The sequence below is a fragment of the Mesorhizobium sp. CC13 genome (genome assembly GCF_039907765.1).
Lineage (GTDB): Bacteria > Pseudomonadota > Alphaproteobacteria > Rhizobiales > Rhizobiaceae > Aminobacter.
The window spans coordinates 28,752-53,549 of sequence record NZ_JARDJI010000018.1 but is presented as its reverse complement, the minus strand read 5'-3'; the positions used below and the strand labels follow the sequence as shown (position 1 = coordinate 53,549).

The following is a 24,798-nucleotide window of genomic DNA, read 5'->3' as shown; positions in this document are numbered from 1 at the left end:
GCTCGCTTGCAAGCGGCCCGGTTGGAACTGGATGCTAGAGCCGGACGCGCTCGCCCGCCGGATCGTAGGCGCAGCGCTCCACCACCGTCGCGCGGCTGCGGCGGCCGAAGGCCTCGACCTCGATCTCCTTGAGGCCCATGTCGTCGCCCTTGAGATAGCCGAAGACGAGGGACGCGCCGACCGTGTGGCCGAAGTCGCCGCTGGTGGTCATGCCGACGACGCGGCCGTTCACCGACATCGCCTCGCCGCCATAGACGGGCAGCGGTTCGTCGAGCCGGAAGCAGGCGAGCTTGCGGGTAATGCCGCGCTCCTTCTGGGCGGCAAGCGCGTCGCGGCCGTGGAAGTCGCCCTTCTTCATGGCAACCGCAAAGCCGAGTCCGGCCTCCAGCGGGGTGTCATCAGGGGTGATGTCGGCGCCCCAGTAGAGATAGCGCTTTTCCATACGCAGGCTGGAGATCGCCTTGTAGCCGACATCGGCGATGCCGAACGGCGCACCCGCCTCGCGCAGCACCTCGTAGACATAGGCCATGTATTCGGTGGGCACATGCAGCTCCCAGCCGAGTTCACCGACATAGGTGACGCGCGCGGCGAAGACCGGTGCCCAGCCGACGCGGATCTCGCGGCAGGTCATGTAGGGGAAGGCGTCGTTGGAGACGTCGTGCTCGCTGACCTTGGCCAGCACCTCGCGCGCCAGCGGACCGCACAGGTTGATGACACCGTAGGCTCCGGTCACGTCATGCACCGACACCGAGCCGTCGCGCGGCATATGGTGGCGGATCCAGCCGCCGTCGCGGGTGCCGAAGGCGGAACCGGTGACGACATGGAACCTTTGTTCGCCTCGTCGCATGATGGTGAGATCGGCCTCGATGCCGCCGCGCTTGTTGAGCAGCTGGGTGTAGATGACTGCGTTGTCGCCCTTGTCGACATTGGCGGCCGCCAGCCACTGCAGATAGGCAAGCGCGCCGGTCCCCGAAACTTCGAACTTGGAGAAGGACGACTGGTCGACTAGGGCCACCCCCTCGCGCACGATCTTGTGCTCGCGGCCGATGACCTGGGCATAAGGCGCGCGCTCGAAGGTTTCGAGCGGCGGCTTGGCCTCGCCCGGCCTGAGGAAATAGTTCGGCCGCTCCCAGCCGAACTTGACGCCGTTGACCGCACCTTGCGCCGTCAAGGTCTGGTAGAGCGGCGAGCGGCGCAGCGGCCGGCAGGCCGAGCGTTCCTCTTCCGGCCAGGCGATGGCGTAATATTTCGAATAGGCCTCGATGGCGCTGTCGCGGAGATAAGCGAGGCCGCCATGCGGATGGCCGAAGCGGCGCAGGTCGAAGGCCCAGAGGTCCATGCCGGGGTCGCCCTCGACGATCCAGTTGGCCATGGCGCGGCCGGCGCCGCCCGAGGCGGCGATGCCCGAGGTGAAGCCGCAGGCGACGAAGAAATTCTCGTAGTCGCCGGCAAGGCCCATCACCGGCTCGCCGTCGGCCGAAATCGGGATCGGTCCGTTGACCACGGCGCGCACGCCGAGTTCGCCCAAGATCGGGATGCGGTTGGCAGCGCCTTCGATGACCTCGGCGATGCGCTCGAGATCATCGGGGAACAATTCCTGGCCGAAGCTCATCGGCAGCTTGCCGAGCCCATAGGCGGCGCGGGTCTCCTTTTCCCAGCCGCCGATCGCCATCGCGCCCGGCTCCGGCTTGACGTAGAAATTGGCGTCCGGGTCGCGCAGCGTCGGCAGGTCGTCCGGCACCATCGGCGACTTCTCGGTGACGAAATATTCGTGTTCGACGACGGTGATCGGCAGGTCGATGCCGGCGAGTTCGCCGAGCTGGCGCGCCCACAGGCCGGCGGCATTGACGACGATCTCGCAGCCGACATCCCCGTCGGCGGTCTTTACCGCCGTGATGCGACGATCCTTGATGGCAAAGCCGGTGACGGTGACGCCCTCGACGATGCGCACGCCGCCCGTGCGCGCGCCCTTGGCATAGGCATGGGTCAGCGAATAGGGGTCGACATGGCCGTCGGACGCGATCCAGGTGGCGCCGCGCAGGTCCTTGGTGTCGACGAGCGGGAACAGCCGCTTCACCTCGTCGGGGCCGACCAGTTCCATGTCGAAGCCGTAGCTCCTGGCGGCCGTGTGCGCCCGCTTGAGCTCTTCCCAGCGCGCGTCGGAGGCGGCGAGGCGCAGGCTGCCGACATTCTTCCAGCCGACATCCTGGCCGGTCTCGGCGCCGATCTTGGCGCACAGGTCGGCGCTATACTGCATCAGGCGTGTGAGGTTCACCTTGCTGCGCAGCTGGCCCATCAGGCCGGCGGCATGCCAGGTCGAGCCGGCTGTCAGCTGGTTCTTTTCGAGCAGCAGCACGTCCTTTTCGCCCATCTTGGCGAGGTGGTAGGCGATGGAGGTGCCGATGGCGCCGCCGCCGACGATGACGATGCGGGCATGCGAGGGAAGCTTGGACATAGTGGCCTTTCGGGACTGGCCTCGCGTGGCGCGAGGTACTGCGGGTTTGGGTGCGCCGGCGCATGCCGGCCCGTTCAGAGATCGAGGGTCAGGCTCGGCGAGTGGGCGCGCGAGCAACAGACGGTGAGGAATTCGCGGCGCTCGTCATCGGTGAGAGCCTGGTCGCGGTGGTCGGGTTCGCCGTCGCGGTAGGGAACCATGCACGAGCCGCAGATGCCCTGCCGGCAGCTGGTCGCGATGTCGTGGCCGGCGGCCTTGAGCGCGGCTAGTAGGGTCGTGCCCACAGCAACGTGGATGGTTTTGCCGGTCGAGGCGATGGTGACGTCGAAAGGCCGATCGCTGTCAGTCTGCTTGGCCTCCGGCGCGAAGCTCTCGACATGGATTTGCTCTTGCGGCCAGCTTTCGGTGGCGTGGGCGAAGGCCTTGAGCAGCCCTGCCGGACCGCAAGCATAGACATGCGTGCTCTCTGCCGTTGCGCCGACGATCGCCACCAGGTCGGGCCGTCGCGCCGGATCGTTGCCGTCGAGATGGAGTGCCGCGCGTCCCGCCGCGACTTCGGCCTGGATCAGGTCGCGAAACGCCACCTCCTTCAGCGAGCGAGCGCAGACATGAACGTAATAGCTCGCCCTTGTGCGGCGGAGATGGTGGATCATGGCGATAATGGGCGTGATGCCGATGCCGCCGGCGATCAGCACATGGTGCCGCGCGCTATCCGCCAGCGGAAAGCCGTTGCGCGGCGGGTCGGCGCGCACCACCACGCCGCGCGAAAAGGTCTCGGCCACCTCGAGCGAGCCGCCCTCGCCGTTCTCCTCGCGCTGTACGGCCACCCAATATTCGGCGGATTGGGCAGGGTCGCCGCACAGCGAGTAGCAGCGCCCCCGGCCGCTCGGCAGGCGGAAGTGGAGATGCGCGCCCGCGCTCCAGGCCGGCAGACGCTCGCCATGGGGCGACACCAGCCGGTAGGCCGACACGCGTGGCGTCATCACCTTGATCTCGGCGACCTGCAGGAGAATTTCCGGCCTGGAGAGCATCTTTTGTGTTGTCCCTGAGCGAGCCGCAGACGACCCCCTCCCCCTTGTGGGGAGGGGTTAGGGGTGGGGGTACCTGACGGCACGGCCTTGCAGGATGAGGCCGGGAGATACCCCACCCTCGATCCCTCCCCACAAGGGGGAGGGAGGACACCGGCGCCGAGCTTCGCCTACGCCGTCATCTGGCTCGCGTACCACCTGACATAGCGGTCGACATTGGCTTCCTTGGTCGGCGAATAGGGGCCGGGCTCGAAGCCGGGCGAGGTGATGCCGATCCACTGGCGGCGGCAGATCTCCCAGTCCTCCGACATGACCTCGTGGTGGAAGGCGGCGATCTTCTCCGGATCGTAGTCGCGGCCCTCGACGGCATTCTCGTCGACCAGCCAGTAGCCGCGCACGATTGTCCTGGTCGGCGACACCGGCGTGATGCGCACGGTGTGGGCATAGTCGGAATTGGCGTGGCACCAGAAGTTGATGTTGGTGTTGGCGCGCGCCGTGCCCATGTCGGGATCGGTGAAGCCGGCCATCAGGACGTCGCAGACCAACTGCCCGTCGGGGCTCTCGGTGACCATGCCCTTGCGCACCGGCGTGCGGTTGGCGCGGAACCACTCCGACGTGTTGTTGGACGAGGTGTTGACGCGGGCCGTGTCGAGCCCCGCCTTCTCCCAGCGGATACGGCAGTCGCCAAGCCGCTCGGCGATCTCGTCCTTGAGGTCGGGATTGTCGTTCTCGGTGTCGTATTGCACCGAGACATAGCCGTGGTGGTTGGCCTCGCAGTGGTAGCACTCGCGGTTGTTCTCGACGACGATCTTCCAGTTCACGTCGAGCTCGTAGTCGCGGACGAGCGCGATCTTGGCCTTGGCCATGCCCTGCGACTTGAGGATCGGCGAGAGGTGGTCGCGCAGCTCGTGGAACGGGGAGGGGGCCTCCGACAGGTTGACGAAGATCAGCCCGTCGAATTCTTCCGCATGTGCCCGCTTCAGACCGTGCTGAGCCTTGTCGAATTCCTCGCCCATCATCGGCGCGCCGATCAGGGTACCGTCATGGGCATAGGACCAGGAGTGATAGGGACAGACGAGACGTGCTGCCTTGCCCTTCTCCTTGGTGCAGATGATCGAGCCGCGATGGCGGCAGACATTGTGATGGGCATGCACCTTGCCGTCGCGGTCGCGCACCACGACGACGGGTGCGCCGCCGACATCGAGCGTCATGTAGTCGCCCGCCTTGGGCAGCTCGATCGAATGGCCGGCGAAGAACCAGTTGTTACGAAAGATGCGCGCCTGCTCCTCGGCGAAGATCTCGGGGTCGGTGTAGAAAGGGCGCGGTAGACCGTAGCCGGGGCGATAGCCCTGGAGCCAGTGGACGTTCATGACGGAGCCTCCCAGATGCTGAACTGGGGGGATTGGAACCTTTCTTGCCTGGCCGAGCAAACGCGATTACCTTGGGGGTAGCGCAAGAAAATCTAATGGTGCCATGACCGCCGCCCGACCACCCCTGAACTGGCTACGTGCCTTCGAGGCCGCGGCAAGGCTCGGCAGCTTCGCTGCCGCCGGCACCGAGCTGAACGTCACCCCCTCGGCCATATCGCAGCACATCCGGGCGCTCGAGCTCAGGCTCGGCAAGGAGCTGTTCGACCGCCACGCCAACGGCGTCCGGCTCACCGACCGTGGCCGCCGCTATGCCGAGGAGCTTGGCCGCGCCTTCGCCCTGATCGACGAGGCGACCGCACGGATCGCCGGGCGCAGCACCCGCGAGATGCTGGTGGTGCACGTACCGACATCCTTTGCCAGCCAATGGATCGCGCCACGGCTCGACCTGTTCCGTGTCCAGCATCCGACCATCGACCTGAGGCTCACCGCGCTCGACCATGGCGAGGGCAAGGTCGATGCGGCGATCGAATTCGGCTGGGGCAACTGGCCGAAGCGCGAGGCGACGCTGTTGCTGCGCGACGAGACCTTCCCGGTCTGTACGCCGAAATATGCCGAGACGTTGAATTCGCCTGAGGATCTCCGGCCTCGCGACCTGCTGCATGTGCCCGGCTATGACGAGGACTGGGACACCTGGCTCGCCCATGTCGGCGTCACCGGCATCGACACCTCGGCGGGGTCGTTCTTCGACCAGTCGATCATGGGCATCCGCGCGGCGGTCGAAGGCAAGGGCGTGCTGCTCGGCCGGACGGCGCTGATCGAGCGCGAGCTCGCGACCGGCCTGCTCGTCGCGCCGTTCGAACAGCGCCTGCAGGGCGCCGGCTCCTACTGGTTTCTGGCGACGCCGCAGAAGGCCAGGACGCCGAAGGTGGTCGCTTTCCGCGACTGGCTGATGAGCATGGTTCGACCGGCCGCGACCGCCGAAGGCTGAGCACCGCGCCCCGGGCATGGCTGCCCGCCGGAGCGGCCACTTGAACTTGCAACGAACGCGGCCCACGTTCGGCGACATGACGACCGAAGCGCCCGACCACGATCAATCGACCCGCTCCCCTGAACGCCCGTTGGACGAGCCATCGCTGCGCGCCGCCTACAAGGTCGACATCGTGGTCATCGGTGCCGGCCAGGCCGGGCTCTCCACCGCCTATCATCTGAAGAAGCTGGGGTTGGCGCCGGGGCGCAATTTTCTGGTGCTGGACAAGGCGCCCGAACCCGGGGGCGCCTGGCAGTTCCGGCCGCCCTACCTGACCCTGAACACGGTTAACCGCCTGCACGATCTGCCGGGCATGCAGTTCGCCGAGGCGGTCGAGCTGGAATCGACGGAGGTGAAGGCCTCCGACGCCGTGCCGAAATATTACGCCGCCTACGAGCGAAGCTTCGAGCTGCCCGTCTACCGTCCCGTGACGGTGAAGGTGGTCTGCCAGCGCAACGGCCGTTTCCGCGTCGAGACCGACCGCGAGACCTTTTCGGCGCGCGGCATCGTCAATGCGACCGGCACCTGGGAATCGCCCTTCATCCCGGATTTTCCGGGCCGCGACGGCTTTGCCGGGCGACAGCTGCACTCGCGCGACTACCACACGGCCGAGGAATTCGCCGGAAAGCATGTCGTGGTGGTGGGCGGCGGCATCTCGGCGCTGCAGTTGCTGGACGAGATCTCCAAGGTGACCACCACGACCTGGGTGACCCGCAGCGAGCCGCGGTTCCGCGAAGGGCCATTCACGCAGGATGACGGACGCGCGGCAGTCGCGGTCGTCGAGGACCGCGTGCGGCGCGGCCTCGTACCCGGTTCGGTCGTCTCCGTGACCGGGATTCCGCTGACGCCGGCGCTTCAGGCGGCGCGCCAACGCGGCCTGCTCGATCGGCTGCCCATGTTCAGCGAGATCATGCCGCACGGTATCCGCTGGGCCGACGGCACGGAGTTGGAAGCGGACGTGATCGTGTGGGCAACCGGTTTCCGCAGCTCACTCGACCACCTCGCGCCGTTGCAGCTGCGCGAGGAGAACGGCGGCATCGTCATGGCAGGCAGGCTCGCGACGCAGGTTGCCAAGGATCCGCGCGTCCACCTGGTTGGCTACGGCCCCTCCGCCTCGACCATCGGCGCCAACCGCGCCGGAGGTGCAGCGGCGCGAGAGCTCACGACCTATCTCGGGCTGGCCTGAAGCAACCCTCGGCCGTCCGCCTCCTGACCGGCATTATTGTGATGTTGCATTTTGTGTTTATTTTTGCCATTTTGTGACAATTGACGTTCGGGCGGTCGTTGTCCGCCCATCGCCGCCGCGCAGGGAGGGGCAGATGAACGCACCGAGCAAGCACACGGTCTTCAGGATCGCGGCCTACCGGCAAGGCGCCAGAATCGCGCAGCCCACGAGACAACAGGCCGCGCCGGCGGAATTCCTGGTGCTGTTGCTGCCAGGCTTTTCCCAACTTTGCCTGTCGTCGCTGGTCGATCCGCTGCGGCTCGCCAATATGCTGTCCGGCCGCGACCTGTTCCACTGGAAACTGACCAGCCTCGACGGCCGGTCGGTCGCAAGCGCCAGCGGCATTACCGTCGAAGTCTCCGGCTGCTTTGCCGAAGCGGCCAGCGCGGCGCTCTATGAGCCGCAGTCGACATTCACGATCTGCGCCGGCGAGGGGGTCGAGCGCCATAGCTCGCATGAGCTGCGGGCCTTGCTGCGGCGCGCCGCGCGCGCCCAGCTACCGATCCAGGCGCTCGGCACCGCGACCTGGCTATTGGCCGACGCGGGCCTGCTGAGCGAGGCCCGCTGCACCATCCATTGGACCAAGATGGCCGCGCTTTCCGAAACTTTCTACGACCTCGCCACGGACGACGCGCTGTTCGTCCGCGACGGCCAGATCGTCACCTGCGCCGGCGAGCTCGCCGCCTTCGATCTCGCCATTGACCTGGTGCAGGAGCGCTGCGGCGCCGAGCTTGCACGAAGCATCTGCCAACACGTCACCGCCGACCGCTGGCGTGACGGCGCGAGTTGCCAATCGGTGCCGCCGGGCCTGCGCTATGGCAACACGGGCAAGAAGCTCCTGCGCATCATCCGGCTGATGGAACAGAACATCGAGGAGCCGCTGTCGCTGGAGGAAATCTCGGCGCGTGTGTCGCTGTCGCGCCGCCAGATCGAGCGGCTGTTCGAGCGCCACCTTTCGACGACGCCCTGGCAGCACTATCTCGGGCTCCGGCTCGCCAAGGCGCGGCAACTGATCGAACTCACTGCCATGCCGATCATGGACGTCGCCGTCGCCTGCGGCTTCGTCTCGTCCTCGCATTTTTCGAAGAGTTTCCGAGATCATTTCCGGGTGCTGCCGAGCAAACTCCGCGCCGCCGCCTGACAACCGAGAACCGACGCCCGAGAGGCCTCTAATTTTCCCCCGAAATGGCGCTTGACCTTCCAGTGCTGGAAGGGTGCAAGGTCCAGATCACGGAAGAGTTACTCGGGGGAGGATCGAATGTGCTCTAGCCACCAGCATCACGACGACGTCGTCGCAGACGCCGCGGTCAAGGGCGTGACCTTCAAAGTCGAGGACATGACCTGCGGCCATTGCGCCGGCACGATCAGCAAGGCGATCGAGCACACGCTGCCCGGCGCGGCCTTCTCGATCGACCTGGAAAGCAGGCAGGTGACCGTCGCCGGCGACGCGGCAATCGCCGAGAAAGCGATCCTGACGGCCGGCTATCAGCCGGAACGTCTCGCCCGCTGATGCAATCCGCCGGGGAACCGGCAGCAACAATGCTCGAAGGGGCACGTCCGCGCACAGGCCGCGCGGCGAATGCCTTCGGCTGCGAGACAGCAGCGGCAAGCTACGGACTGAATTCCACCAAGAGGCTCGAATGCACGACGAAACCCGTCTCCTTCACACCGCCGTCGACGACCTGCCCTTCAATGCGTTGACGCAGGCGGTCCATCGCGCTTCGACGATCGTGTTTCCGACGGTGGAGAGCTTCCTTTCCCGCCACACCCAGTTCTACGACGGCTATTCCTACGGTCTCTACGGTCATCCGGCGTCGCGGAACCTGGCAACCCAGATCGCCGCGCTCGAAGGCGGCGCCCGCAGCCTGATCGTGCCGTCCGGCATGGCGGCGATCATGGTCACCAACTTTGCCTTGCTTCGCGCCGGCGACCATGTCCTGCTGCCGGATCCCGTCTACGGGCCATCGCGTTCGTCGGCCGAGAAATTCATGTCGGGCCTTGGTGTCGAAGCGACCTTCTACGATGCACTGGCCGGCGCCGGCATCGCCGCTCTCATGCGCCCGAACACCCGCCTGGTCTGGGTGGAATCGCCCGCCTCGTTCACCATGGAAGTCCAGGATCTTCCGGCGATCGCAAAAGCCGCCCATGCACATGGCGCGCTTGTCGCGGTCGACGGCACCTGGGCCTCGCCGCTCGGCTTCAAGGCACTGAGTCTCGGCGCTGATATCGCCGTGCAGGCGCTGTCGAAACATGTCGGCGGGCATTCGGACCTTTTGCTCGGCAGCGTCACCGTCGCCACGGAGGAGCTTTTCCGGCGCGTCAAGGACGCCGCCCGCTTCCTCGGCCTCGGTGTCTCGCCGGAGGATTGCTACCTGGCGCTGCGTGGTCTCGGCACGCTCGCCGCGCGCCTGGAACGCCAGAGCACCTCGGCGCTGAAGATCGCCAGCCGCCTGGCCGAGCATCCCAGCGTCGACCGCGTCCTCTATCCGCCGCTGCCCGGCGACGCCGGCCATGCCATCTGGCGGCGCGATTTCCAGGGCTCCTGCGGCGTCTTCTCGGTGGTACTGCAACCACGGGACATGCGTAGGCTGTCGAGCTTCATCGAGGAACTCAGGCTGTTCCGCATCGGCGCAAGCTGGGGCGGCCTGCACAGTCTCGTGGCACCGGTGCAGCTCGAGGGAGCCCGCACCGTTGCGCCGTGGCGCGAGAAGGGGCCCCTGCTGCGCTTCAGCATCGGCCTCGAACATGCCGACGACCTTCTGGAGGACATCGAGATCGGGCTTGACCGCTACGGTTTCGATCGGGAAGCGGCGGCAGAATAACCGGATGCCGGGAGGCCCCCGGCGACAGGACACAACCAAAAGACCAAAACGGCAGGAGGAGATTTGCCATGACGAAAACTATGCTTTGGGGAATCGTCGGATTGAGCGTGGTGGCCACCTCGGCGCTCGCCGGCGAAGGCGACAGGGTCAAGGCCATCAAGGACCGCGGCGAACTCATCTGCGGCACGAGCACCGGCACGACCATCGGCCTGAGCACGCTCGACGCCTCGGGCAAGTGGGCCGGCCTGGAGGTCGACTATTGCCGCGCAGTGGCCGCCGCCATGTTCGGCGATCCCGAAAAGGTCAAGTTCGCGCCGCTGGAATTCAAGAACGCATTCGCCGCCCTGCAGTCGGGCAGCGTCGACATGCTGGCCCGCGCCGCCGCCTGGACCTACACCCGCGACACCGAAATGAAGTTCGACTATGCCGGCGTCTATATGTATGACGGCCAGGGCTTCCTGGTGAAGAAGAGCCTCGGCGTCACCAAGCTCGCCGACCTGAACGGCGCCTCGATCTGCGTTTCCGCCGGCACCACGACCGAACTCAACCTGTCCGACTATTTCCGCACGAACAAGCTCGAATACACGCCCATCGTCACCAACAGCCGCGAGCAGAACCTCGCCAATCTCGAGGCCGGCCGCTGCGACGCCTACACCAACGAGCGCGGCGGGCTGGCAGCGAGCCGCCTGGGCCTGTCGGCGCCCGATGATTACGTGATCCTGGACGAGATCATCGCCAAGGAACCGCTTGGCCCGATCGTGCAGCAGGACGACCCGGCCTTCCGCGACGTCGCGGCCTGGACCCTGTTCACGCTGATCAACTCCGAGGAGAAGGGCATTACTTCGAAGAACGTGGCGGAAATGGCCTCCAGTTCCGAGAACCCGGAGATCCAACGCATGCTGGGCAAGACCGGCGACTTCGGTGCCAAGCTCGGCCTCGCCAACGACTGGGTGGTGAAGGTGATCTCGTCGGTCGGCAATTACGGCGAGATCTTCGACCGCAACCTCGGCGCCGGCAGCCCGGTCAAGCTGGCACGCGGCCAGAACGAGTTGTGGTCGAAGGGCGGCCTGCTCTACGCTCCGCCAGTACGCTGAGGTCGACCAATGGCTGTCTCGGACCAGAACATGGCCACCGGCATCTGGAGCGGCGCGGAAAGCGACGAGGCTGACGCCCAGCCGCATCTCGGTCCGAGGCAACGGTGGGCACGACGCAAGGCGATCCTGCAGCAGGCGGCGGTCCTGCTGCTCGTCGCTGCACTGGCGGTGTTCGCCATACGCAACACCGTCGTCAACCTGCAGGCGCGCGGGCTCGCCTCCGGCTTCGACTTCCTCTGGCAGGAAGCCGGCTTCCAGATGGCCTTCAGCCTGATCTCCATAGACCCGACCTCTACCTATGGCCGGGTCTTCCTCGCAGGCCTTTTGAACTCCCTGCTCGTGGCGGCCCTGGCAATTACCGCCGCCACGATCCTGGGGTTCGCGGTCGGGCTTGCGCGGGTGTCGCCCAGCGCCCCGGTCAGGTACGTGGCTCGCGGTTACGTCGAAATTGTCCGCAACCTACCGCTTCTGCTGCATCTTCTGCTTTGGCAGGCGGTGGTGCTGCGGTCGCTGCCCACGGTGCGGGAGGCGATCGGCCTCGGCGGTTTCGGCTTCCTCAGCAACCGCGGCCTCTATCTGCCGGCGCCGGTCGCCGGCGACGCCATGGCGATCGCCGTCGCCATGGTCGTCACGGCCGGCATCGCCGCAATCGTTGCGGGATGGATGACCCGCGGCCGTGCCCAGGCGCGCGGCGAATCTCCCCCGCGCTTCGGCCTGGTGCTCATCGCCGGAGGGCTTATCGCCAACGCCGTTGCGATCGCCACGCTCGACTGGCAAATGCCCGTGCTCGCAGGCTTCGATTACCGCGGCGGGCTCAAGCTCATGCCCGAGTTCGTTTCGTTGGTCGCCGCGCTCACGATCTACAATTCCGCTTTCGTCGCGGAGATCGTGCGCGCCGGCGTGCAGTCGGTGGGACGCGGGCAGCGGGAGGCGGCGCTCGCCCTCGGGCTGCCGCCGAAGCTGATCCTGCGACTGGTCATCGTCCCCCAGGCGATGCGGGTGATCATCCCGCCGCTGGCGAACCAGTATACGCATCTCATCAAGGCCTCGGCGCTCGCGACCGTCGTCGGCTTCCCCGATCTCGTGAACGTCTTCCTCGGAACCTCGCTCAACCAGACGGGCAGGGCGGTCGAGATCGTGGTCATCACCGCCTGTGTCTATCTGGCCCTCAGCACGACGGTGGCGCTGGCGACCAGCGCCTATGGGCGTCGCGTCAAACTGGTGGAGCGTTGAGCCATGGCCCATTCTTCCGTTTCCGGAACTTCGAGCCCGCTCGTGCCCACCACCGCCATCCGCAGGTTGCTGGCTACCGTGGTCGCCAACCCCTTCGGCACGGCTGTCAGCCTCGGCCTCGCCTATCTCGCCTGGACGCTCGGCTTTCGGATCATCGACTGGGCATTCGTCAATGCCACCTGGGTGGCTTCGGACCGTGCCGGCTGCAATCCTGACGGGGCCTGCTGGGCCTTCATCGTCAACCGCCTGCCGCAATTCGCCTTCGGCTTCTACCCGGAGGCCGAACGCTGGCGCGCATGGATCGTGCTGATCACCCCGCCGCTGTTGCTGCTCCTGGCAATGGCACCGGACTTTCCGGGCCGGCGCAAGCTCCTGGTCGGCGGCTTCTGCGCCTATCCGGTCGCGTCTTTCATCCTGCTCTCCGGCGGCGTGCTCGGTCTTGCGCCCGTTCCTTCGGAGAAGTGGGGCGGCCTGCTGCTGACGATGGTGGTCGGCATCGGAGCCTTCGTGTTCTCCTTCCCCATCGCCATCTTGCTGGCGCTCGGCCGCGCCTCGAAGCTGCCGGCCATCCGGCTGATCGCCACCGGCTTCATCGAGTCCTGGCGCGGCATGCCGCTCATCGCCATCCTGTTCATGTCGGTGATCATGCTGCCGCTGTTCCTGCCGCCGGGCGTCGAGTTCCCGCGCCTGACGCTCGCCATGACCGGCATCACGCTCTATTCGGCAGCCTACCTGGCCGAGGTCGCCCGCGGTGGCCTGCAAAGCGTCGGCCGCGGCCAGAGCGAGGCCGCCAACGCGCTCGGCTTCGGCTTCTGGGCGATGCAGGGCTACATCATCATGCCGCAGGCGCTGCGCGCGGTGCTGCCGGGCATCGTCAACTCGGCGATCTCGCTGCTCAAGGACACCACCTACGTGATGGTGGTGGGCCTGTTCGACCTGCTCAACATCGTCACCGCAGCCCTGTCGGACCCAGCCTGGCTGGGGCTCGCAACCGAAGGCTATGTCTTCGTCGGGGTGGTATTTTGGAGCCTCTGTTTCGGCCTGTCCCAGGTAAGCGCCCGAATGGAGCGCGATTCCGAGCGGGCACAATCGCGTGCGCCGAATGGCGGAAGGAAAGCACAATGACAGCCAACGCATCCATCGCCGTCCGCTCGCTGTCCAAATGGTACGGTTCCTGGCGGGCGCTTCGCGACGTGTCGCTGGACATCGACGGCGGCACCTGCACGGTGCTTTGCGGCCCGTCGGGCTCGGGCAAGTCGACCCTGCTCAGGTGCCTGAACGGTCTCGAGGAGTGGCAGGAGGGCGACGTCGCGATCGGCGGGGTCGCGGTCGGCTACAAGGCGCGGGAATTGCGCAGGTTGCGCCGCGACGTGGGCATGGTGTTCCAGAGCTTCAACCTGTTCCCGCACCTGTCGGTGCTGGACAACGTCACGCTCGCGCCGCGCATCGTTCGCCGCCGTAGCCGGCGGGAGACCGAAGAGCACGCGATGCAGTTGCTGGAGCGCGTCGGCGTTGCCCAGCACGCCGCCAAGCTACCGTCGGCGCTGTCCGGCGGCCAGCAGCAGCGCGTCGCGATCGCGCGTGCGCTGGCGATGCGGCCGAACGTGTTGCTATTCGACGAGCCGACATCGGCGCTGGATCCGGAGTCGGTTAAGGAGGTGCTCGACGTCATGATCGACCTCGCGCGCTCCGGCACAACCATGGTGGTCGTGACCCACGAAATGGGCTTCGCCCGGCGGGTCGCCGGCCGCGTCGTGTTCATGGACAAGGGAAGCATCATCGAGACGGGCGAGCCAGGCGAGTTCTTCGACTGCCCCTGCACCGACCGGGCCAAGGCGTTCCTGGGCAACATCACCAGAAACTGACGGGCAGGGGAACAAGCGGCGCAACCCATCGCGTCGGCCTGCTGCATGCGGGTCCAACGGATGGCAAAGGTGGATACCGTAGCCAGGAAAAAGGCTGCGCCGGCCCCAAAAAGACCGGCGCAGTAGAGTTAGTGAGCGAGACGCTCGGGCTGGTAGCCGGCCGTCTGGATCGCCTTCTCGGCAATCGCCGCGTCGCCGGCGACGGTCACCTTCCTGTTTTCCAGGTCGATCGAGAACGCAGCGCCGGGCAGCGTGTGCTCGATCGCCTTCTTGATCGTGCCTGCGCAGTGGCCGCAGGTCATGTCGTCGACCTTGAAGGTAACGCCCTTGACCGAGGCGTCGGCAGCGACGTCGTCGTGATGCTGGTGACTAGAGCACATAGTGGACCTCCTGTTTGCCCTTAAACACGAGGCGGACCATGCGGCCTTCCCACACGGGAAGGTCAAGGGCCTTTCGGCCGGAACCCGGCGCAAACGGGACTATGTGTGGATCTGCACGTTGCTTCGGTGCAGACGCCCCAGCAGGGGCTCCGGCGGCAGCGTCTCGGTGACGAGCGTGTGGATGTCGCGGAGCGAAGCGAGCCGCACCAGCGCACGCCGGCCGAACTTGGAACTGTCGACGGCCAGGATCACCCGGCCCGCCTGCGCCATGGCCGCCGAGACGGCAGCGACCTCGGCGTGGTCGTCGTCGCCGATGTCGCCTTCGTGGTCGATGCCGCTGACCGAGATGATGGCGACGTCGAACTTGAAGCGCCTGATGTATTCGGCGGTCTCCTCGCGGAAGACGCCGCCGTCGACCTGGCGCACGAAGCCGCCGGGCACGGCAATGGCGAAGTCGGTGCTTTCACTGAGCGTGGTCGCGACCCTGAGGCTGTAGGTGACGACGCGCAGGTCTCGCCGCTTGACCAGTGCGCGCGCCACCGCCTCGCAGGTGGTGCCGGTGTCGATGAAGACGGCCGAGCCGTCGGGAATGAGCTCGGCCGTGAGCAGCCCGATGCGTTCCTTGGCGGTGGCGTTGTCGACTCGCCTCTGGCGCAGCACCGAAGGCTCGACCGGCGTCGAGATCGTCGCCCCCCCGTGCAGGCGGCGCACCTTGCCCTGCTCTTCGAGGGCCATGATGTCACGCCGCGCCGTCTGCGTCGTCACCCCGTAAAGCGCGGTGATCTCCTCGATCGAGACGTAATGGTTCTGCTCGAGATGACTGAGCAGGTGCGCCTGCCGACCCGACTTCTTGCTGTCTTTCGCCATGTCGAGCCTGCTCGCCGCCCCTGCCTGAAATCCCCACCCTCTTGTAGCCCTGCTAGCAAATTCACGCACCGTGTTCACCCCATTCAGGAGATGCGCCGCGATGAAATCGGCTCTGGGGAAAATGTTGTAAAAGTGACATCTGCAGTCACTAATGTCCGATTCCGTACTTTTTGACGACAACAACATGTCATTCGCACGGCTGCCTTGGCCGTTTCGTGACAGTTGCTGTCGCATCGCACACAAAAGGAGTTACGCGATGACGACCCCCGAAGGCTGCACTGCAGGAGCCCCGCCCTCAAAAAGCCGCCAGCCGCGCAGCCGCTTGCGCGACACCGTGGCCGGCCTTCTGTGCGGCACCGCGCTTGCCATCTCGGCAACAGCAGTGCATGCGGCCGAGGATTCGCTGAGAATCCTCACGCTCAACACCTGGGTGGACAGGTTCAAGGCCAATCCGAGCGTGATGTCGGACTTCTTCATCAAGGGCAATTACGACATCCTGACCTTTCAGGAGCTTGGGGCCAACAGCACCTATGTCCGTGACATTCCCGGCATCCTGAGCGGAGCCGGGCTCGGCACCTATGGGACGCGACAGGACGGCGACGTCGGCCTGTTCTCGCGCCTGCCCGGAACATATGGCGCCAACAGGCTGGGCGACACCGCGAGCTATGTGCTGCTGGACGCCACGAAAAGCCGGCCGAAGAGCTATGTCGCGACGACCCACCTCAACTACTACGATCCGTCCACCAATCGCATCAACGAGGCCAAGGGTTTGAACCAGTGGGCGGCGTCCGCCTCGGCGCCGATCATCCTGACCGGCGACTTCAATGCCGGTGACGTGTCCGAGCGCGGCCTGCATTCGATCAGCCAGCAGCAGCTGCTGCTGAGGACCTACGTCAGGACCGCGAGCAACAGTTTCTATCTCAGCCTGCTGCGCCAGTACGCCAAGGACCAGGCTGCACTCGATGCCTATATCGCCCAGTGGAAGGGCAAGACGGCCGCCGAGATCGCCGCGGCGCCAATTCCGCCGGATCTGTTCGCTGACGAGACATATCCGGTGGCCGGCAACCTGCCGCAGACCATGAACATCCTGAAGAAGCAGTACCAGTTGCTGCAGCTGCCGAGCGAACGCGAGCAGTTCTCGCCGCACGCGCTGAACGACGGCAGCGTGACCTGGCCCTCGCATGGCGAGGATGCCACCAACACCTGGGCCTCCTGGCACCGCGTCAAGATCGACCATTTCCTGGCCTCGCGCCCCTTCGGCAAGTGGTGGCAGATCAATGACGACGAGAACGATCCCTATCTCGGCGTCATCACCGACGTGAGCTACGTCACCTTGCCCGACGGGACCAGGAAGCCGCTCTCCGACCACGAACCGGTGGCGCACACAGTGCGCTGGGTCGGGCCGCAGCTCGAAACCTATGACGACAACGGGACGCAGAAGACGCGCGTCGTCTGGGGCAAGGATGCCTCGACCTTTGCCGAAAAAGGCAAGGAGTTCTTCCTCACCCGCAACAACATGCGCGACGACATCTATCTCGGCCAGATCTCCGACGAAAACGGCCTGCCGATCCTGGCCGGCCTCACCGACGCCGAGAAGAAGACCCTGCTCGACTGCAAGAGCACGGACCCGCGCTTCCAGCAGGCGATCCGCGACTATTGCATCGACGACCACAGCTTCATCGGCGAGCTCAAGGTGGCCGATGGCGGCACCGTCGTCGTCGAGGAGGATGCGGCCCTCGGCGGCGAACAGGCGAAGCTCCGGCTCGATGGCGCTAGCCTGCGCATCGTCGGCAAGGACATGACGAGCCTCAACCGCAACGTCATGCTCGAAGCGGGCGGCGGCTCGCTCGACATCGCCGACGCCGGCAATGTCGTCGTCATCGGCAAGGAGATCTCAGGCACCGGCAATCTCACCAAGATCGGCCTCGGCGGCCTCGTGCTCGACGGCACCCACAGCTACACCGGCGAGACGACCGTCAATGCCGGCACGCTGGCCGTGAACGGCTCGATCGCCTCGTCGAAGCTGACGACGATCGGCTCGGGCGCAGTACTCGGCGGGTCCGGCACGCTCGGCAACACGGTCGTCGCCTCCGGTGGCACGCTGAAGCCGGGCAACTCGATCGGCACCATCAACATCGCCGGCGACATCGCCTTCGAGGCGGGCTCACGCTTCGAGGTGGAAGCCAACGACAAGGGCGAGAGCGACAAGGTCGCGGCAACCGGCAAGGCCATGCTCGCGGGCGGTTCGGTGCTGACGCTGGCGAGCGGCAACGACTATGCGCCGCAGACCAGCTACAGGATCGTCACCGCCGACGGCGGCGTGACCGGCACCTTCGCGGATGTGAGCTCCAGCCTCGCCTTCCTCGACCCGACGCTCGCCTATGGCGCCAACGACGTGACGCTGACGCTCAGCCGCAACGACATCAGCTTCGCCGACGTCGGAGCGACGCCGAACCAGGCGGCCACGGCTGCGGCGCTCGAAGGCCTGGGCTTCGGCAACGCGGCTTACGCCGCGGTGGTCAACCTCGACGAAGCCGGCGCGCAGCAAGCCTTCGAGCAGATGTCGGGCGAGGTGCATTCTTCGGCCAAGGGCATGATGATCCAGGATGGCAACATCATGCTGGACGTCGCGGCAAGCCGCATCGGCCAAGCCTTCGGCGAGGCGAGTGCGGCGAGCATGCCGGTCATGGCCTATGGCGACGACGGCCTCGAGCTTGCGCCAGCGGACACCGACCGCTTCGTACTGTGGACCCGCGCCTTTGGCTCATGGGGCGACAGCAAGGCGGATGCCGGTAGTGTCGGCTTCGACCGCAGCACCGGCGGCCTCCTGGTCGGCGGCGATGCGCTGGTGGGCGATGCCTGGCGCGTCGGCGTGATCGGCGGCTACAGCCGTTCGTCCTTCGAGACGTCCAATGGCGGCTCCAGCGGCGAGAGCGACAACTATCATGTCGGCATCCATGCCGGCACGAGAGCCGGACCTTTCGGCCTGACGGTCGGGGCGGGCTATGTCTGGCACCGTTTCGACACGTCTCGTGCGGTCGACTTTGCCGGCTTCAGCGACGCGCTGTCGGCCAAATATGACGGCGGCACGGCCCAAGTCTTCGGCGAAGCCAGCTACAGGCTGGATGCCGGACGCTTCACCGTCGAGGGCTTCTCGAACCTAACCTATGTGAACCTGCGCACCGACGCCTTCACTGAAACGGGAGGCGCTGCCGCGCTGTCCAGCGCGGCGACGAGCAGCGACGTGACCTTCACCACCCTCGGCGTGCGCGGCTCGACCGATCTCGGGTTGGGCACGGCCAGCGCCACGATCCACGGAGCGCTCGGCTGGCGGCACGCCTTCGGCGACGTGGCGCCAACCTCGTCCTTCGCCTTCGACGGCAGCGGCGGGTTCGACATCACCGGCGCACCGATTGCCAGGGATGCGGCGGTTCTGGGCGCAGGCATCGACTTCGACATCGCCCCGAAGGCGACGCTCGGCATCAGCTATACCGGGCAGCTCGCCTCGGGCGTGTCCGACCACGGCATCGACGCAAAGCTCGCCGTGAGCTTCTAGGCGTCGAAAATCATCCGCGGTCAGGGCCACGGCCGCGGATGCTCCCTTCTCGATCCAAATTGCTGGCATTCCGGGATTTGGTCTCGCAAAGCCGTATGGCGCTGCCCAACCGGCCATTGTGGGCTTGAATTTGCCGCAAGGAGCATACATTATCCATATATATGGAAAACTGTATCGCGATAGGCTCATGACCGCGTCAACCTGGTCACCCTCGATCTCCAAGGCATCGGGACCGCTCTACCTCACCATTGCCGATGCGCTGGCGGTCGACATCGCGTCCGGGCGCCTGCCGGCCGGGACGCGCCTGCCACCGCAAAGAACCCTGGCCGAACAGCTCGGCATCGACTTCACCACCGTGAGCCGTGCCTACACCGAAGCGCGTCGGCGTGGCCTGATCGAAGGCCGGGTCGGGCAGGGGACCTATGTCCGTTCCCGGCGGCCTGCCGGTACGGCATCGACCCCGAGCGGCCTGGTCGACATGAGCATGAACCTGCCGCCCCGGTTCGACGAGCTCGACCTGGCTACCCGAATGTGGGACGAGATCAGCGACCTCAGGGGCGACAACGGGCTGGAACTCCTGATGCGCTACCAGGAGGCCGGCGGCACCTCGCGCGACCGGGCGGCCGGTGGCACCTGGCTGGCGCCGCGCCTCGGCGAGATCGCCACGGGCCGGCTGCTCGTCTGCCCCGGCGCACAGGGCGCGCTGCTTTCCCTGCTTGGCACCCTGGCCGGCCCGGGCGAGACGATCTGCGCCGAAGCCTTGACCTATCCCGGCCTGCTTGCCGCCGCCGAGCATCTGCGCATCCGCGTCAGCGCGGTCGCGATGGACTCGGCCGGAATCATCCCCGAAGCCTTCGCCGAGATCTGCCGCAAGGCGCCGCCCAAGGCGCTCTACAGCAATCCCACGCTTCACAACCCGACGACGGCGACGCTGCCGCTGGAACGCCGGGAAGCGATCGTCTCGATCGCCCGCAAGCACAACGTGCCGATCATCGAGGACGACGCCTACGGCGCCTTGCCGGCCAAGCCCGTGGCGCCGTTCGCCGCGCTTGCGCCCGACATCGTCTATCACGTGGCGGGTCTCGCCAAGTGCGTGGCTCCATCGCTGAGGGTTGCCTATCTGGTCACCCCGGAGGCACGCCGTACGGCACAGCTGACGGCAGCCGTCCGCGCCACCTCGGGCATGGCGTCGCCGCTCACCGCCGCGATCGCGACCCGCTGGATCGAGACAGGCATCGCCCAGGCAGTGCTCGCCGCGATCCGCACCGACGCGCGGCAACGGCAGGCAATGGTGGCCGACATCCTGCCGGCCGAGCTGGTCCAGGCCGACCCCGAAGGGTTTCACGCCTGGCTGCGGCTGCCGGGCCACTGGAACCGCAGCGAGTTCGCCGCACGCTTGCGTTCGGCCGGCGTCGGCGTGGTCACCAGCGATGCCTTTTCACGTGCCGACCAGGTTCCCGAGGCTGTGCGTCTCGGGCTCGGCGCCGCGCCCGATCACGCTGCGCTGGAGGCCAGCCTCCAGGCCATCGCCAGCCTCATCAATCAGCGGTCGGCATTGTCGGCTATGGTGGTCTGACGCGCCGGCGCGAAGGGGCCGGCAAAGGGCTCCAGGCGCTTCAACCCTAGCAGGTCATTGAGCGCCACCTCGTCGCTGACGCGCCGGAACATGCCGGGCGACATCCACTTTGCAAATCCGTCGACATTGGGGGCGCCGCGCCCCGAGCGCAGGTCGTCGATCCATAGCGTGCGCGTCTCGAGCGAAATACGCGTCAGGCCCGTCGAATTGGGGACGCCGGCATGAGCATGCGCGCTGGAGAACGCGATCAGCTCGCCGGGGGCGATGACCACCGGCGTGGCATCGGCGACTTCGAGCTGTTCGGTCAGATGCGGGATCGCCGCATCGGCATCGTTTGCGTTGCGTCCTCCGGTCCTGGACCGATCGAGGACGGCGGCCAGGTCGAAGTCGGCGCTCGTGTTGGCCACCGGCCGATCCCACAATGACGGATAGATGGCAAAGGTACGGCCTTCGGTGATGTCGTAGATGGGCGCCCACCAGTTGGTCTGGGCGTAGAGGTTCGAGCCCCAGGTATCGCGGTGGAAGGCGATCGTCGCGGTGGCGCGGGCGCGCGGCACGACCGCGCCTGGATCCTGATGCGGCTGGAAACGCAGATAGAGGCTATCGCGCGCCAACCCCCCGGCGTCGAGCCCAATCGCCTCGAACACGGCACGCCAAAGTCGCCGGACCTCCGGCAGACGCGCGAAATCGCGCTGCCGTTGCGCAAAGCTCTCGGCCTGCTCTTCGTGGCTGAGGTGGCGGTGGATCTCGACCGGCTTGAAGGGCGCGAATGCATCTTCCAGGAACCCCCGCGTGAATTCGGCCAGGTCCCGCATTGGCCGAAGCGTGGCGAAGCGGAGCACCTCGCCCGCATAGACCCGGTCGTGGAAGTCGCGCGGCGAAAACGCCGGCTGGACGTTCGTGTACATGAGGCTTTCCCTCGGGATCAGACGGTCAGTCCGGCAAGGTTCATCAGCAGGCGAAACGCCAGCGCCACTGCGCCGAGGGCGAGCACACTCGCGGTCCAGATGAAGACCAGCCAGCTGATCCGTTTCGGCCAGGAGGCCGGTGCCTGAGACGGAACCGCCATCAGTGATATCCCTCCCCGGCCTTCACCTTGCCGCGGAAGACGTAATAGGACCAGGCCGTGTATCCGAGAATGAAGGGGATGATCAAAAGCGCCCCGACGAGCGCGAAGCCCATGCTCTGAACGGGGGCTGCCGCCTCGCGGATGGTGATGTCCGGCGGGATGATGTTGGGCCAGAGGCTGATGCCGAGCCCGCTGTAGCCGAGGAACAGCAGGAACAGAACCAGCATGAAGGGTCCCGCATGCGGCGCCCCCTGCAGGCTGCGCAGGATCAGCCAGCCACTGACCAGAACCAGGACCGGGACCGGCGAGAAGAAGACGATGTTCGGGAAGCTGAACCAGCGCTCGGCGATGTCCGGGTGAGCGAATGGCGTCCACAGGCTGACGATGCCGATGACGCCAAGCAGGGCGAGCGTAACCGGGCGCGCGAGGCTCACCATGCGCTGGTAGAGCGCGCCTTCCGTCTTGATGATGAGCCAGGTGCAGCCGAGCAGCGCATAGGCGACGATCAGGCCGGCTCCGGTGAACAGGCTGAACGGGGTGATCCAGTCCAGCGCACCGCCCGCATAGGCACCGTCGGCGACAGGAAAGCCGTCGAGAAAGGCGCCGAGCGACACGCCCTGGAAGAACGTGGCGACGTAGGATCCGCCCGCAAAGGCTTTGTCCCAGAACGGCTTGTGGTGCTCGTCGGCCTTGAAGCGGAACTCGAAGGCGACGCCGCGCCAAATAAGGCCGAGCAGCATGAGCACGAGCGGCAGATAGAGCGCGCTGAGCACGACCGCGTAGGCCAGCGGGAAGGCCGCCATCAGCGCCGCACCGCCCAGCACCAGCCAGGTCTCGTTGCCGTCCCACACCGGGGCCACTGTGTTGACCATGACGTCGCGGTCCTCGCGATCGCGCACGAAGGGAAACAGGATGCCGATGCCGAGATCGAAACCGTCCATCACGACATACATCATGAGGCCGAAGGCGATGATGACGGCCCAGACTACGGGAAGATCGATGCCCATCGTGTCAGCCTCTCTTGTCCTGATGCGCGGCCGCAAACATGTCCATCTGATCCGGCGCCGCCGACAGCGGCCGGGCCGGGCGGCCGGTATCGTCCGGCGACTCCTGCTCGTGGTCCTCCGGCCCCTTGCCGACCAGCTTCAGCATGTAGCGGACGCCGGTCCCGAAGACGATGAAGTAGACCACGATGAAGACGATCAGCGTGACGCTCATCGACAGCGCGGACTGGTTCGAGACCGCGTCGGCGGTGCGCATGACGCCGTAGACGATCCAGGGCTGGCGGCCGATCTCGGTCGTGTACCAGCCGGCAAGGATGGCGATCAGCCCCGCCGGTCCCATCCAGATGGCGAAGCGCAGGAAGAACCTGGCCTCGTACATCCGGTTGCGCCAGCGCAGCCACGCACCCCAGACGCCGAGCAGAAGCATCAGCATGCCGAGGCCGACCATGATGCGGAAGCTCCAGAAGACGACGGTCGAGTTCGGCCGGTCCTCCGGCGCGAATTCCTTCAAGCCGGGGAACTGGCCGTCCCACTTCCGTGTCAGGATGAGGCTGCCGAGATTTGGCACCTCCAGGGCAAACCGCGTCGTCTCGTTCTTCATGTCGGGCCAGCCGAACAGGATCAGCGGCACGCCCTCGCCGGGCTTGTTTTCCCAATGACCCTCTATCGCGGCGATCTTGGCGGGCTGGTACTTGAGCGTGTTCAGCCCATGGAGGTCGCCAATGACGATCTGCACCGGCGCGGTGAAGAGCAGCATCCACATGGCCATGGACAGCATGGTGCGCACGCGGCTGTTGTCGTTGCCGCGCAGCAGGTGCCAGGCGCCCGAGGCGCCGACGAAGAGCGCGGTCGCCAGGAACGCCGCCACCGTCATGTGCGCCAGGCGGTAGGGGAAGGAGGGATTGAAGATCACCTCGAACCAGTTCACCGGCACGACGACATTGTTGACGATCTCGAAGCCCTGGGGGGTCTGCATCCAGCTGTTGGAGGCGAGGATCCAGGTGGCCGAGATCAGCGTGCCGATCGCCACCATGACGGTCGAAAAGAAATGCAGGCCCGGCCCGACCTTGTTCCAGCCGAACAACATGACACCCAGGAAGCCGGCCTCGAGGAAAAAGGCGGTCAGCACTTCATAGGCGAGCAGGGGGCCGGTCACGCTGCCGGCGAAGGCCGAGTAGTAACTCCAGTTGGTGCCGAACTGGTAGGCCATCACCAGCCCCGAGACGACGCCCATGGCGAAGTTGACGGCGAAAATCTTCGACCAGAAATGGTAGAGGTCGCGATAGACGGTGTCGCGTTTCCAGAGCCACAGCCCTTCCAGCACCGCAAGGTAGCTCGCAAGGCCGATGGTGATGGCCGGAAAGATGATGTGGAAGGAAATGGTGAAGCCGAACTGAATGCGAGCCAGTTCCAGCGCTGTCAGGCCAAACATCTAGGACCTCTCTGCAAGCACAAATACGCTGCTCGCCACGGTTGGACGGCGCCGAAAGTACCGCAGCCTTCCGGCGGATAGTATTCATCCTCCCACAATTGCGCCATCCTGATCGCGGCGGCACCAAAAGTCGACGCGGACATATTGACCCATGGAGGCGTCGGCATGCTGGATATCCATACAATCCACTCACTCAATCAATATTGAATGGAGTGTATGCTAATTATATGCATAATGCTTCTTGCGCGCAAGTGCGTTGGGCCCTATGTATACGGCAGGCAGAAGCCCGCCCGGGCGACGGCAACAAATTCGAGATCCCTGCACAGGAGGCGAGGATGTCAAAATCGCAATTTTCCGCTGAGGGCTTCACGCCCACCGACAACCCGATGAAGACCGGCATCAGAGGGCTTTGCCCCCGCTGCCAGATGGGGCACCTGTTCTCGGGATTTCTGAAGCTTGCGCCGCGGTGCGAAGTCTGCGGCCTCGACTATTCCTTCGCCGATCCCGCCGACGGCCCGGCCTTCTTCGCCATGACCATCGCCGCAGTGCCCGCGCTCGGCTTCGGCGTCTGGTTCCAGATGACCTTCGGCCTGCCGCTGTGGGTGCACCTGTTCACCACCCTGCCGCTGACCATACTGAGCTGCATGGCGCTGTTGCGGCCGCTGAAGGGCTGGCTGGTCTGTTCGCAGTATTTCCACAAGGCCGAGGAGGGGTCGATCGACTTCGACTGGCACGCCAAGGCCAGCCGGCGGCAGCAGCCGGGCGGAGACGCGGCACCGCGCACCTGATCTCAAG

The 24,798-nt window shown here is 66.0% G+C and carries 21 protein-coding genes; 12 read left to right on the top strand and 9 right to left on the bottom strand.

All coding sequences use genetic code 11. The features are described 5' to 3' along the window. Nucleotides 1-34 precede the first annotated feature (34 nt). The 3 genes from PV773_RS20200 to PV773_RS20190 form a co-directional block, all read right to left on the bottom strand. Complete coding sequence (locus tag PV773_RS20200; RefSeq protein ID WP_347968080.1) at nt 35-2,455, bottom strand: FAD-dependent oxidoreductase; 2,421 nt, start codon at nt 2,453-2,455, stop codon at nt 35-37. A gap of 74 nt (nt 2,456-2,529) precedes the next feature. Beyond that, entirely contained in the window at nt 2,530-3,486 is a 957-nt protein-coding gene (locus tag PV773_RS20195; RefSeq protein ID WP_347968079.1) for a PDR/VanB family oxidoreductase, read from the bottom strand. A gap of 167 nt (nt 3,487-3,653) precedes the next feature. Further along, complete coding sequence (locus tag PV773_RS20190; protein WP_347968078.1) at nt 3,654-4,853, bottom strand: aromatic ring-hydroxylating dioxygenase subunit alpha; 1,200 nt, start codon at nt 4,851-4,853, stop codon at nt 3,654-3,656. Nucleotides 4,854-4,956: 103 nt separating this feature from the next. Here PV773_RS20190 and gcvA point away from each other — a divergent pair, with 103 nt between their 5' ends. The 9 genes from gcvA (at nt 4,957) to PV773_RS20145 (ending at nt 14,119) form a co-directional block, all read left to right on the top strand. After that, nucleotides 4,957-5,841 (top strand): transcriptional regulator GcvA, encoded by an 885-nt coding sequence (gene gcvA / locus PV773_RS20185; RefSeq protein ID WP_347968077.1) that lies wholly within the window; start codon nt 4,957-4,959, stop codon nt 5,839-5,841. Between the two features lie 40 nt (nt 5,842-5,881). Next, on the top strand, nt 5,882-7,066 hold the full coding sequence (locus PV773_RS20180; RefSeq protein WP_347968076.1) for an FAD-dependent oxidoreductase: 1,185 nt from the start codon (nt 5,882-5,884) through the stop codon (nt 7,064-7,066). 133 nt (nt 7,067-7,199) lie between these two features. Further along, complete coding sequence (locus tag PV773_RS20175; RefSeq protein WP_347968075.1) at nt 7,200-8,246, top strand: GlxA family transcriptional regulator; 1,047 nt, start codon at nt 7,200-7,202, stop codon at nt 8,244-8,246. Nucleotides 8,247-8,363: 117 nt separating this feature from the next. Beyond that, nucleotides 8,364-8,615 (top strand): heavy-metal-associated domain-containing protein, encoded by a 252-nt coding sequence (locus tag PV773_RS20170; protein WP_347968074.1) that lies wholly within the window; start codon nt 8,364-8,366, stop codon nt 8,613-8,615. A gap of 130 nt (nt 8,616-8,745) precedes the next feature. Further along, nucleotides 8,746-9,927 carry a cystathionine beta-lyase gene (gene metC / locus PV773_RS20165; protein WP_347968073.1) on the top strand — a complete coding sequence of 394 codons (1,182 nt, stop codon included), beginning with the start codon at nt 8,746-8,748 and terminating at the stop codon, nt 9,925-9,927. A 68-nt stretch (nt 9,928-9,995) separates the two neighbouring features. Next, nucleotides 9,996-11,021: an amino acid ABC transporter substrate-binding protein gene (locus PV773_RS20160; protein WP_347968072.1), complete on the top strand. Its 1,026-nt coding sequence runs from the start codon at nt 9,996-9,998 to the stop codon at nt 11,019-11,021. Nucleotides 11,022-11,030: 9 nt separating this feature from the next. Further along, nucleotides 11,031-12,254: an ABC transporter permease subunit gene (locus PV773_RS20155; protein ID WP_347968071.1), complete on the top strand. Its 1,224-nt coding sequence runs from the start codon at nt 11,031-11,033 to the stop codon at nt 12,252-12,254. A gap of 3 nt (nt 12,255-12,257) precedes the next feature. Next, nucleotides 12,258-13,379 carry an amino acid ABC transporter permease gene (locus PV773_RS20150; protein ID WP_347968070.1) on the top strand — a complete coding sequence of 374 codons (1,122 nt, stop codon included), beginning with the start codon at nt 12,258-12,260 and terminating at the stop codon, nt 13,377-13,379. After that, nucleotides 13,376-14,119, top strand: a complete 744-nt coding sequence (locus PV773_RS20145) for an amino acid ABC transporter ATP-binding protein (protein ID WP_347968069.1) — start codon at nt 13,376-13,378, stop codon at nt 14,117-14,119. The genes PV773_RS20150 and PV773_RS20145 overlap by 4 nt, the downstream gene beginning before the upstream one ends. Nucleotides 14,120-14,247: 128 nt before the next feature. Here the strand turns inward: PV773_RS20145 and PV773_RS20140 are convergent, their stop codons facing one another. Both PV773_RS20140 and PV773_RS20135 read right to left on the bottom strand, forming a co-directional pair. Then, entirely contained in the window at nt 14,248-14,499 is a 252-nt protein-coding gene (locus PV773_RS20140) for a heavy-metal-associated domain-containing protein (RefSeq protein ID WP_347968068.1), read from the bottom strand. Between the two features lie 99 nt (nt 14,500-14,598). Continuing rightward, complete coding sequence (locus tag PV773_RS20135) at nt 14,599-15,366, bottom strand: DeoR/GlpR family DNA-binding transcription regulator (protein ID WP_347968067.1); 768 nt, start codon at nt 15,364-15,366, stop codon at nt 14,599-14,601. Nucleotides 15,367-15,622: 256 nt separating this feature from the next. Between PV773_RS20135 and PV773_RS20130 the strand changes: the two genes are divergently transcribed. Continuing rightward, a complete protein-coding gene (locus PV773_RS20130; RefSeq protein ID WP_347968066.1) occupies nt 15,623-18,922 on the top strand; it encodes an autotransporter domain-containing protein in 3,300 nt (1,099 codons plus the stop codon). A 187-nt stretch (nt 18,923-19,109) separates the two neighbouring features. Continuing rightward, nucleotides 19,110-20,498 (top strand): PLP-dependent aminotransferase family protein, encoded by a 1,389-nt coding sequence (locus PV773_RS20125; RefSeq protein ID WP_347968065.1) that lies wholly within the window; start codon nt 19,110-19,112, stop codon nt 20,496-20,498. On the opposite strand, the gene PV773_RS20120 is transcribed toward PV773_RS20125, so the two are convergent. Genes PV773_RS20120 through PV773_RS20105 form a run of 4 tightly spaced genes read right to left on the bottom strand, consistent with a single transcriptional unit; the run spans nt 20,465 to nt 24,003 of the window. Further along, nucleotides 20,465-21,406, bottom strand: a complete 942-nt coding sequence (locus PV773_RS20120; RefSeq protein ID WP_347968064.1) for a hypothetical protein — start codon at nt 21,404-21,406, stop codon at nt 20,465-20,467. The two genes, PV773_RS20125 and PV773_RS20120, sit on opposite strands and share 34 nt — an antisense overlap. 17 nt (nt 21,407-21,423) lie before the next feature. Then, complete coding sequence (locus PV773_RS20115; protein WP_347968063.1) at nt 21,424-21,567, bottom strand: DUF2474 domain-containing protein; 144 nt, start codon at nt 21,565-21,567, stop codon at nt 21,424-21,426. Beyond that, nucleotides 21,567-22,574, bottom strand: coding sequence for a cytochrome d ubiquinol oxidase subunit II (gene cydB, locus PV773_RS20110; protein WP_347968062.1), 1,008 nt, complete (start codon nt 22,572-22,574; stop codon nt 21,567-21,569). Before cydB ends, PV773_RS20115 begins: the two co-directional genes overlap by 1 nt. 4 nt (nt 22,575-22,578) lie before the next feature. After that, a complete protein-coding gene (locus PV773_RS20105; protein ID WP_347968061.1) occupies nt 22,579-24,003 on the bottom strand; it encodes a cytochrome ubiquinol oxidase subunit I in 1,425 nt (474 codons plus the stop codon). Between the two features lie 335 nt (nt 24,004-24,338). On the opposite strand from PV773_RS20105, the gene PV773_RS20100 reads away from it, so the two are divergent. Next, a complete protein-coding gene (locus PV773_RS20100; protein WP_347968060.1) occupies nt 24,339-24,791 on the top strand; it encodes a DUF983 domain-containing protein in 453 nt (150 codons plus the stop codon). Nucleotides 24,792-24,798: the final 7 nt, after the last annotated feature.

Coding starts and splice junctions, on each gene's coding strand:
- PV773_RS20200 (WP_347968080.1), bottom strand. CDS start 2,455: ATGTCCAAGCTTCCCTCGCATGCCCGCATCGTCATCGTCGGCGGCGGC.
- PV773_RS20195 (WP_347968079.1), bottom strand. CDS start 3,486: ATGCTCTCCAGGCCGGAAATTCTCCTGCAGGTCGCCGAGATCAAGGTG.
- PV773_RS20190 (WP_347968078.1), bottom strand. CDS start 4,853: ATGAACGTCCACTGGCTCCAGGGCTATCGCCCCGGCTACGGTCTACCG.
- gcvA (WP_347968077.1), top strand. CDS start 4,957: ATGACCGCCGCCCGACCACCCCTGAACTGGCTACGTGCCTTCGAGGCC.
- PV773_RS20175 (WP_347968075.1), top strand. CDS start 7,200: ATGAACGCACCGAGCAAGCACACGGTCTTCAGGATCGCGGCCTACCGG.
- PV773_RS20170 (WP_347968074.1), top strand. CDS start 8,364: ATGTGCTCTAGCCACCAGCATCACGACGACGTCGTCGCAGACGCCGCG.
- metC (WP_347968073.1), top strand. CDS start 8,746: ATGCACGACGAAACCCGTCTCCTTCACACCGCCGTCGACGACCTGCCC.
- PV773_RS20160 (WP_347968072.1), top strand. CDS start 9,996: ATGACGAAAACTATGCTTTGGGGAATCGTCGGATTGAGCGTGGTGGCC.
- PV773_RS20155 (WP_347968071.1), top strand. CDS start 11,031: ATGGCTGTCTCGGACCAGAACATGGCCACCGGCATCTGGAGCGGCGCG.
- PV773_RS20150 (WP_347968070.1), top strand. CDS start 12,258: ATGGCCCATTCTTCCGTTTCCGGAACTTCGAGCCCGCTCGTGCCCACC.
- PV773_RS20145 (WP_347968069.1), top strand. CDS start 13,376: ATGACAGCCAACGCATCCATCGCCGTCCGCTCGCTGTCCAAATGGTAC.
- PV773_RS20140 (WP_347968068.1), bottom strand. CDS start 14,499: ATGTGCTCTAGTCACCAGCATCACGACGACGTCGCTGCCGACGCCTCG.
- PV773_RS20135 (WP_347968067.1), bottom strand. CDS start 15,366: ATGGCGAAAGACAGCAAGAAGTCGGGTCGGCAGGCGCACCTGCTCAGT.
- PV773_RS20130 (WP_347968066.1), top strand. CDS start 15,623: ATGACGACCCCCGAAGGCTGCACTGCAGGAGCCCCGCCCTCAAAAAGC.
- PV773_RS20125 (WP_347968065.1), top strand. CDS start 19,110: ATGACCGCGTCAACCTGGTCACCCTCGATCTCCAAGGCATCGGGACCG.
- PV773_RS20120 (WP_347968064.1), bottom strand. CDS start 21,406: ATGTACACGAACGTCCAGCCGGCGTTTTCGCCGCGCGACTTCCACGAC.
- PV773_RS20115 (WP_347968063.1), bottom strand. CDS start 21,567: ATGGCGGTTCCGTCTCAGGCACCGGCCTCCTGGCCGAAACGGATCAGC.
- cydB (WP_347968062.1), bottom strand. CDS start 22,574: ATGGGCATCGATCTTCCCGTAGTCTGGGCCGTCATCATCGCCTTCGGC.
- PV773_RS20105 (WP_347968061.1), bottom strand. CDS start 24,003: ATGTTTGGCCTGACAGCGCTGGAACTGGCTCGCATTCAGTTCGGCTTC.
- PV773_RS20100 (WP_347968060.1), top strand. CDS start 24,339: ATGTCAAAATCGCAATTTTCCGCTGAGGGCTTCACGCCCACCGACAAC.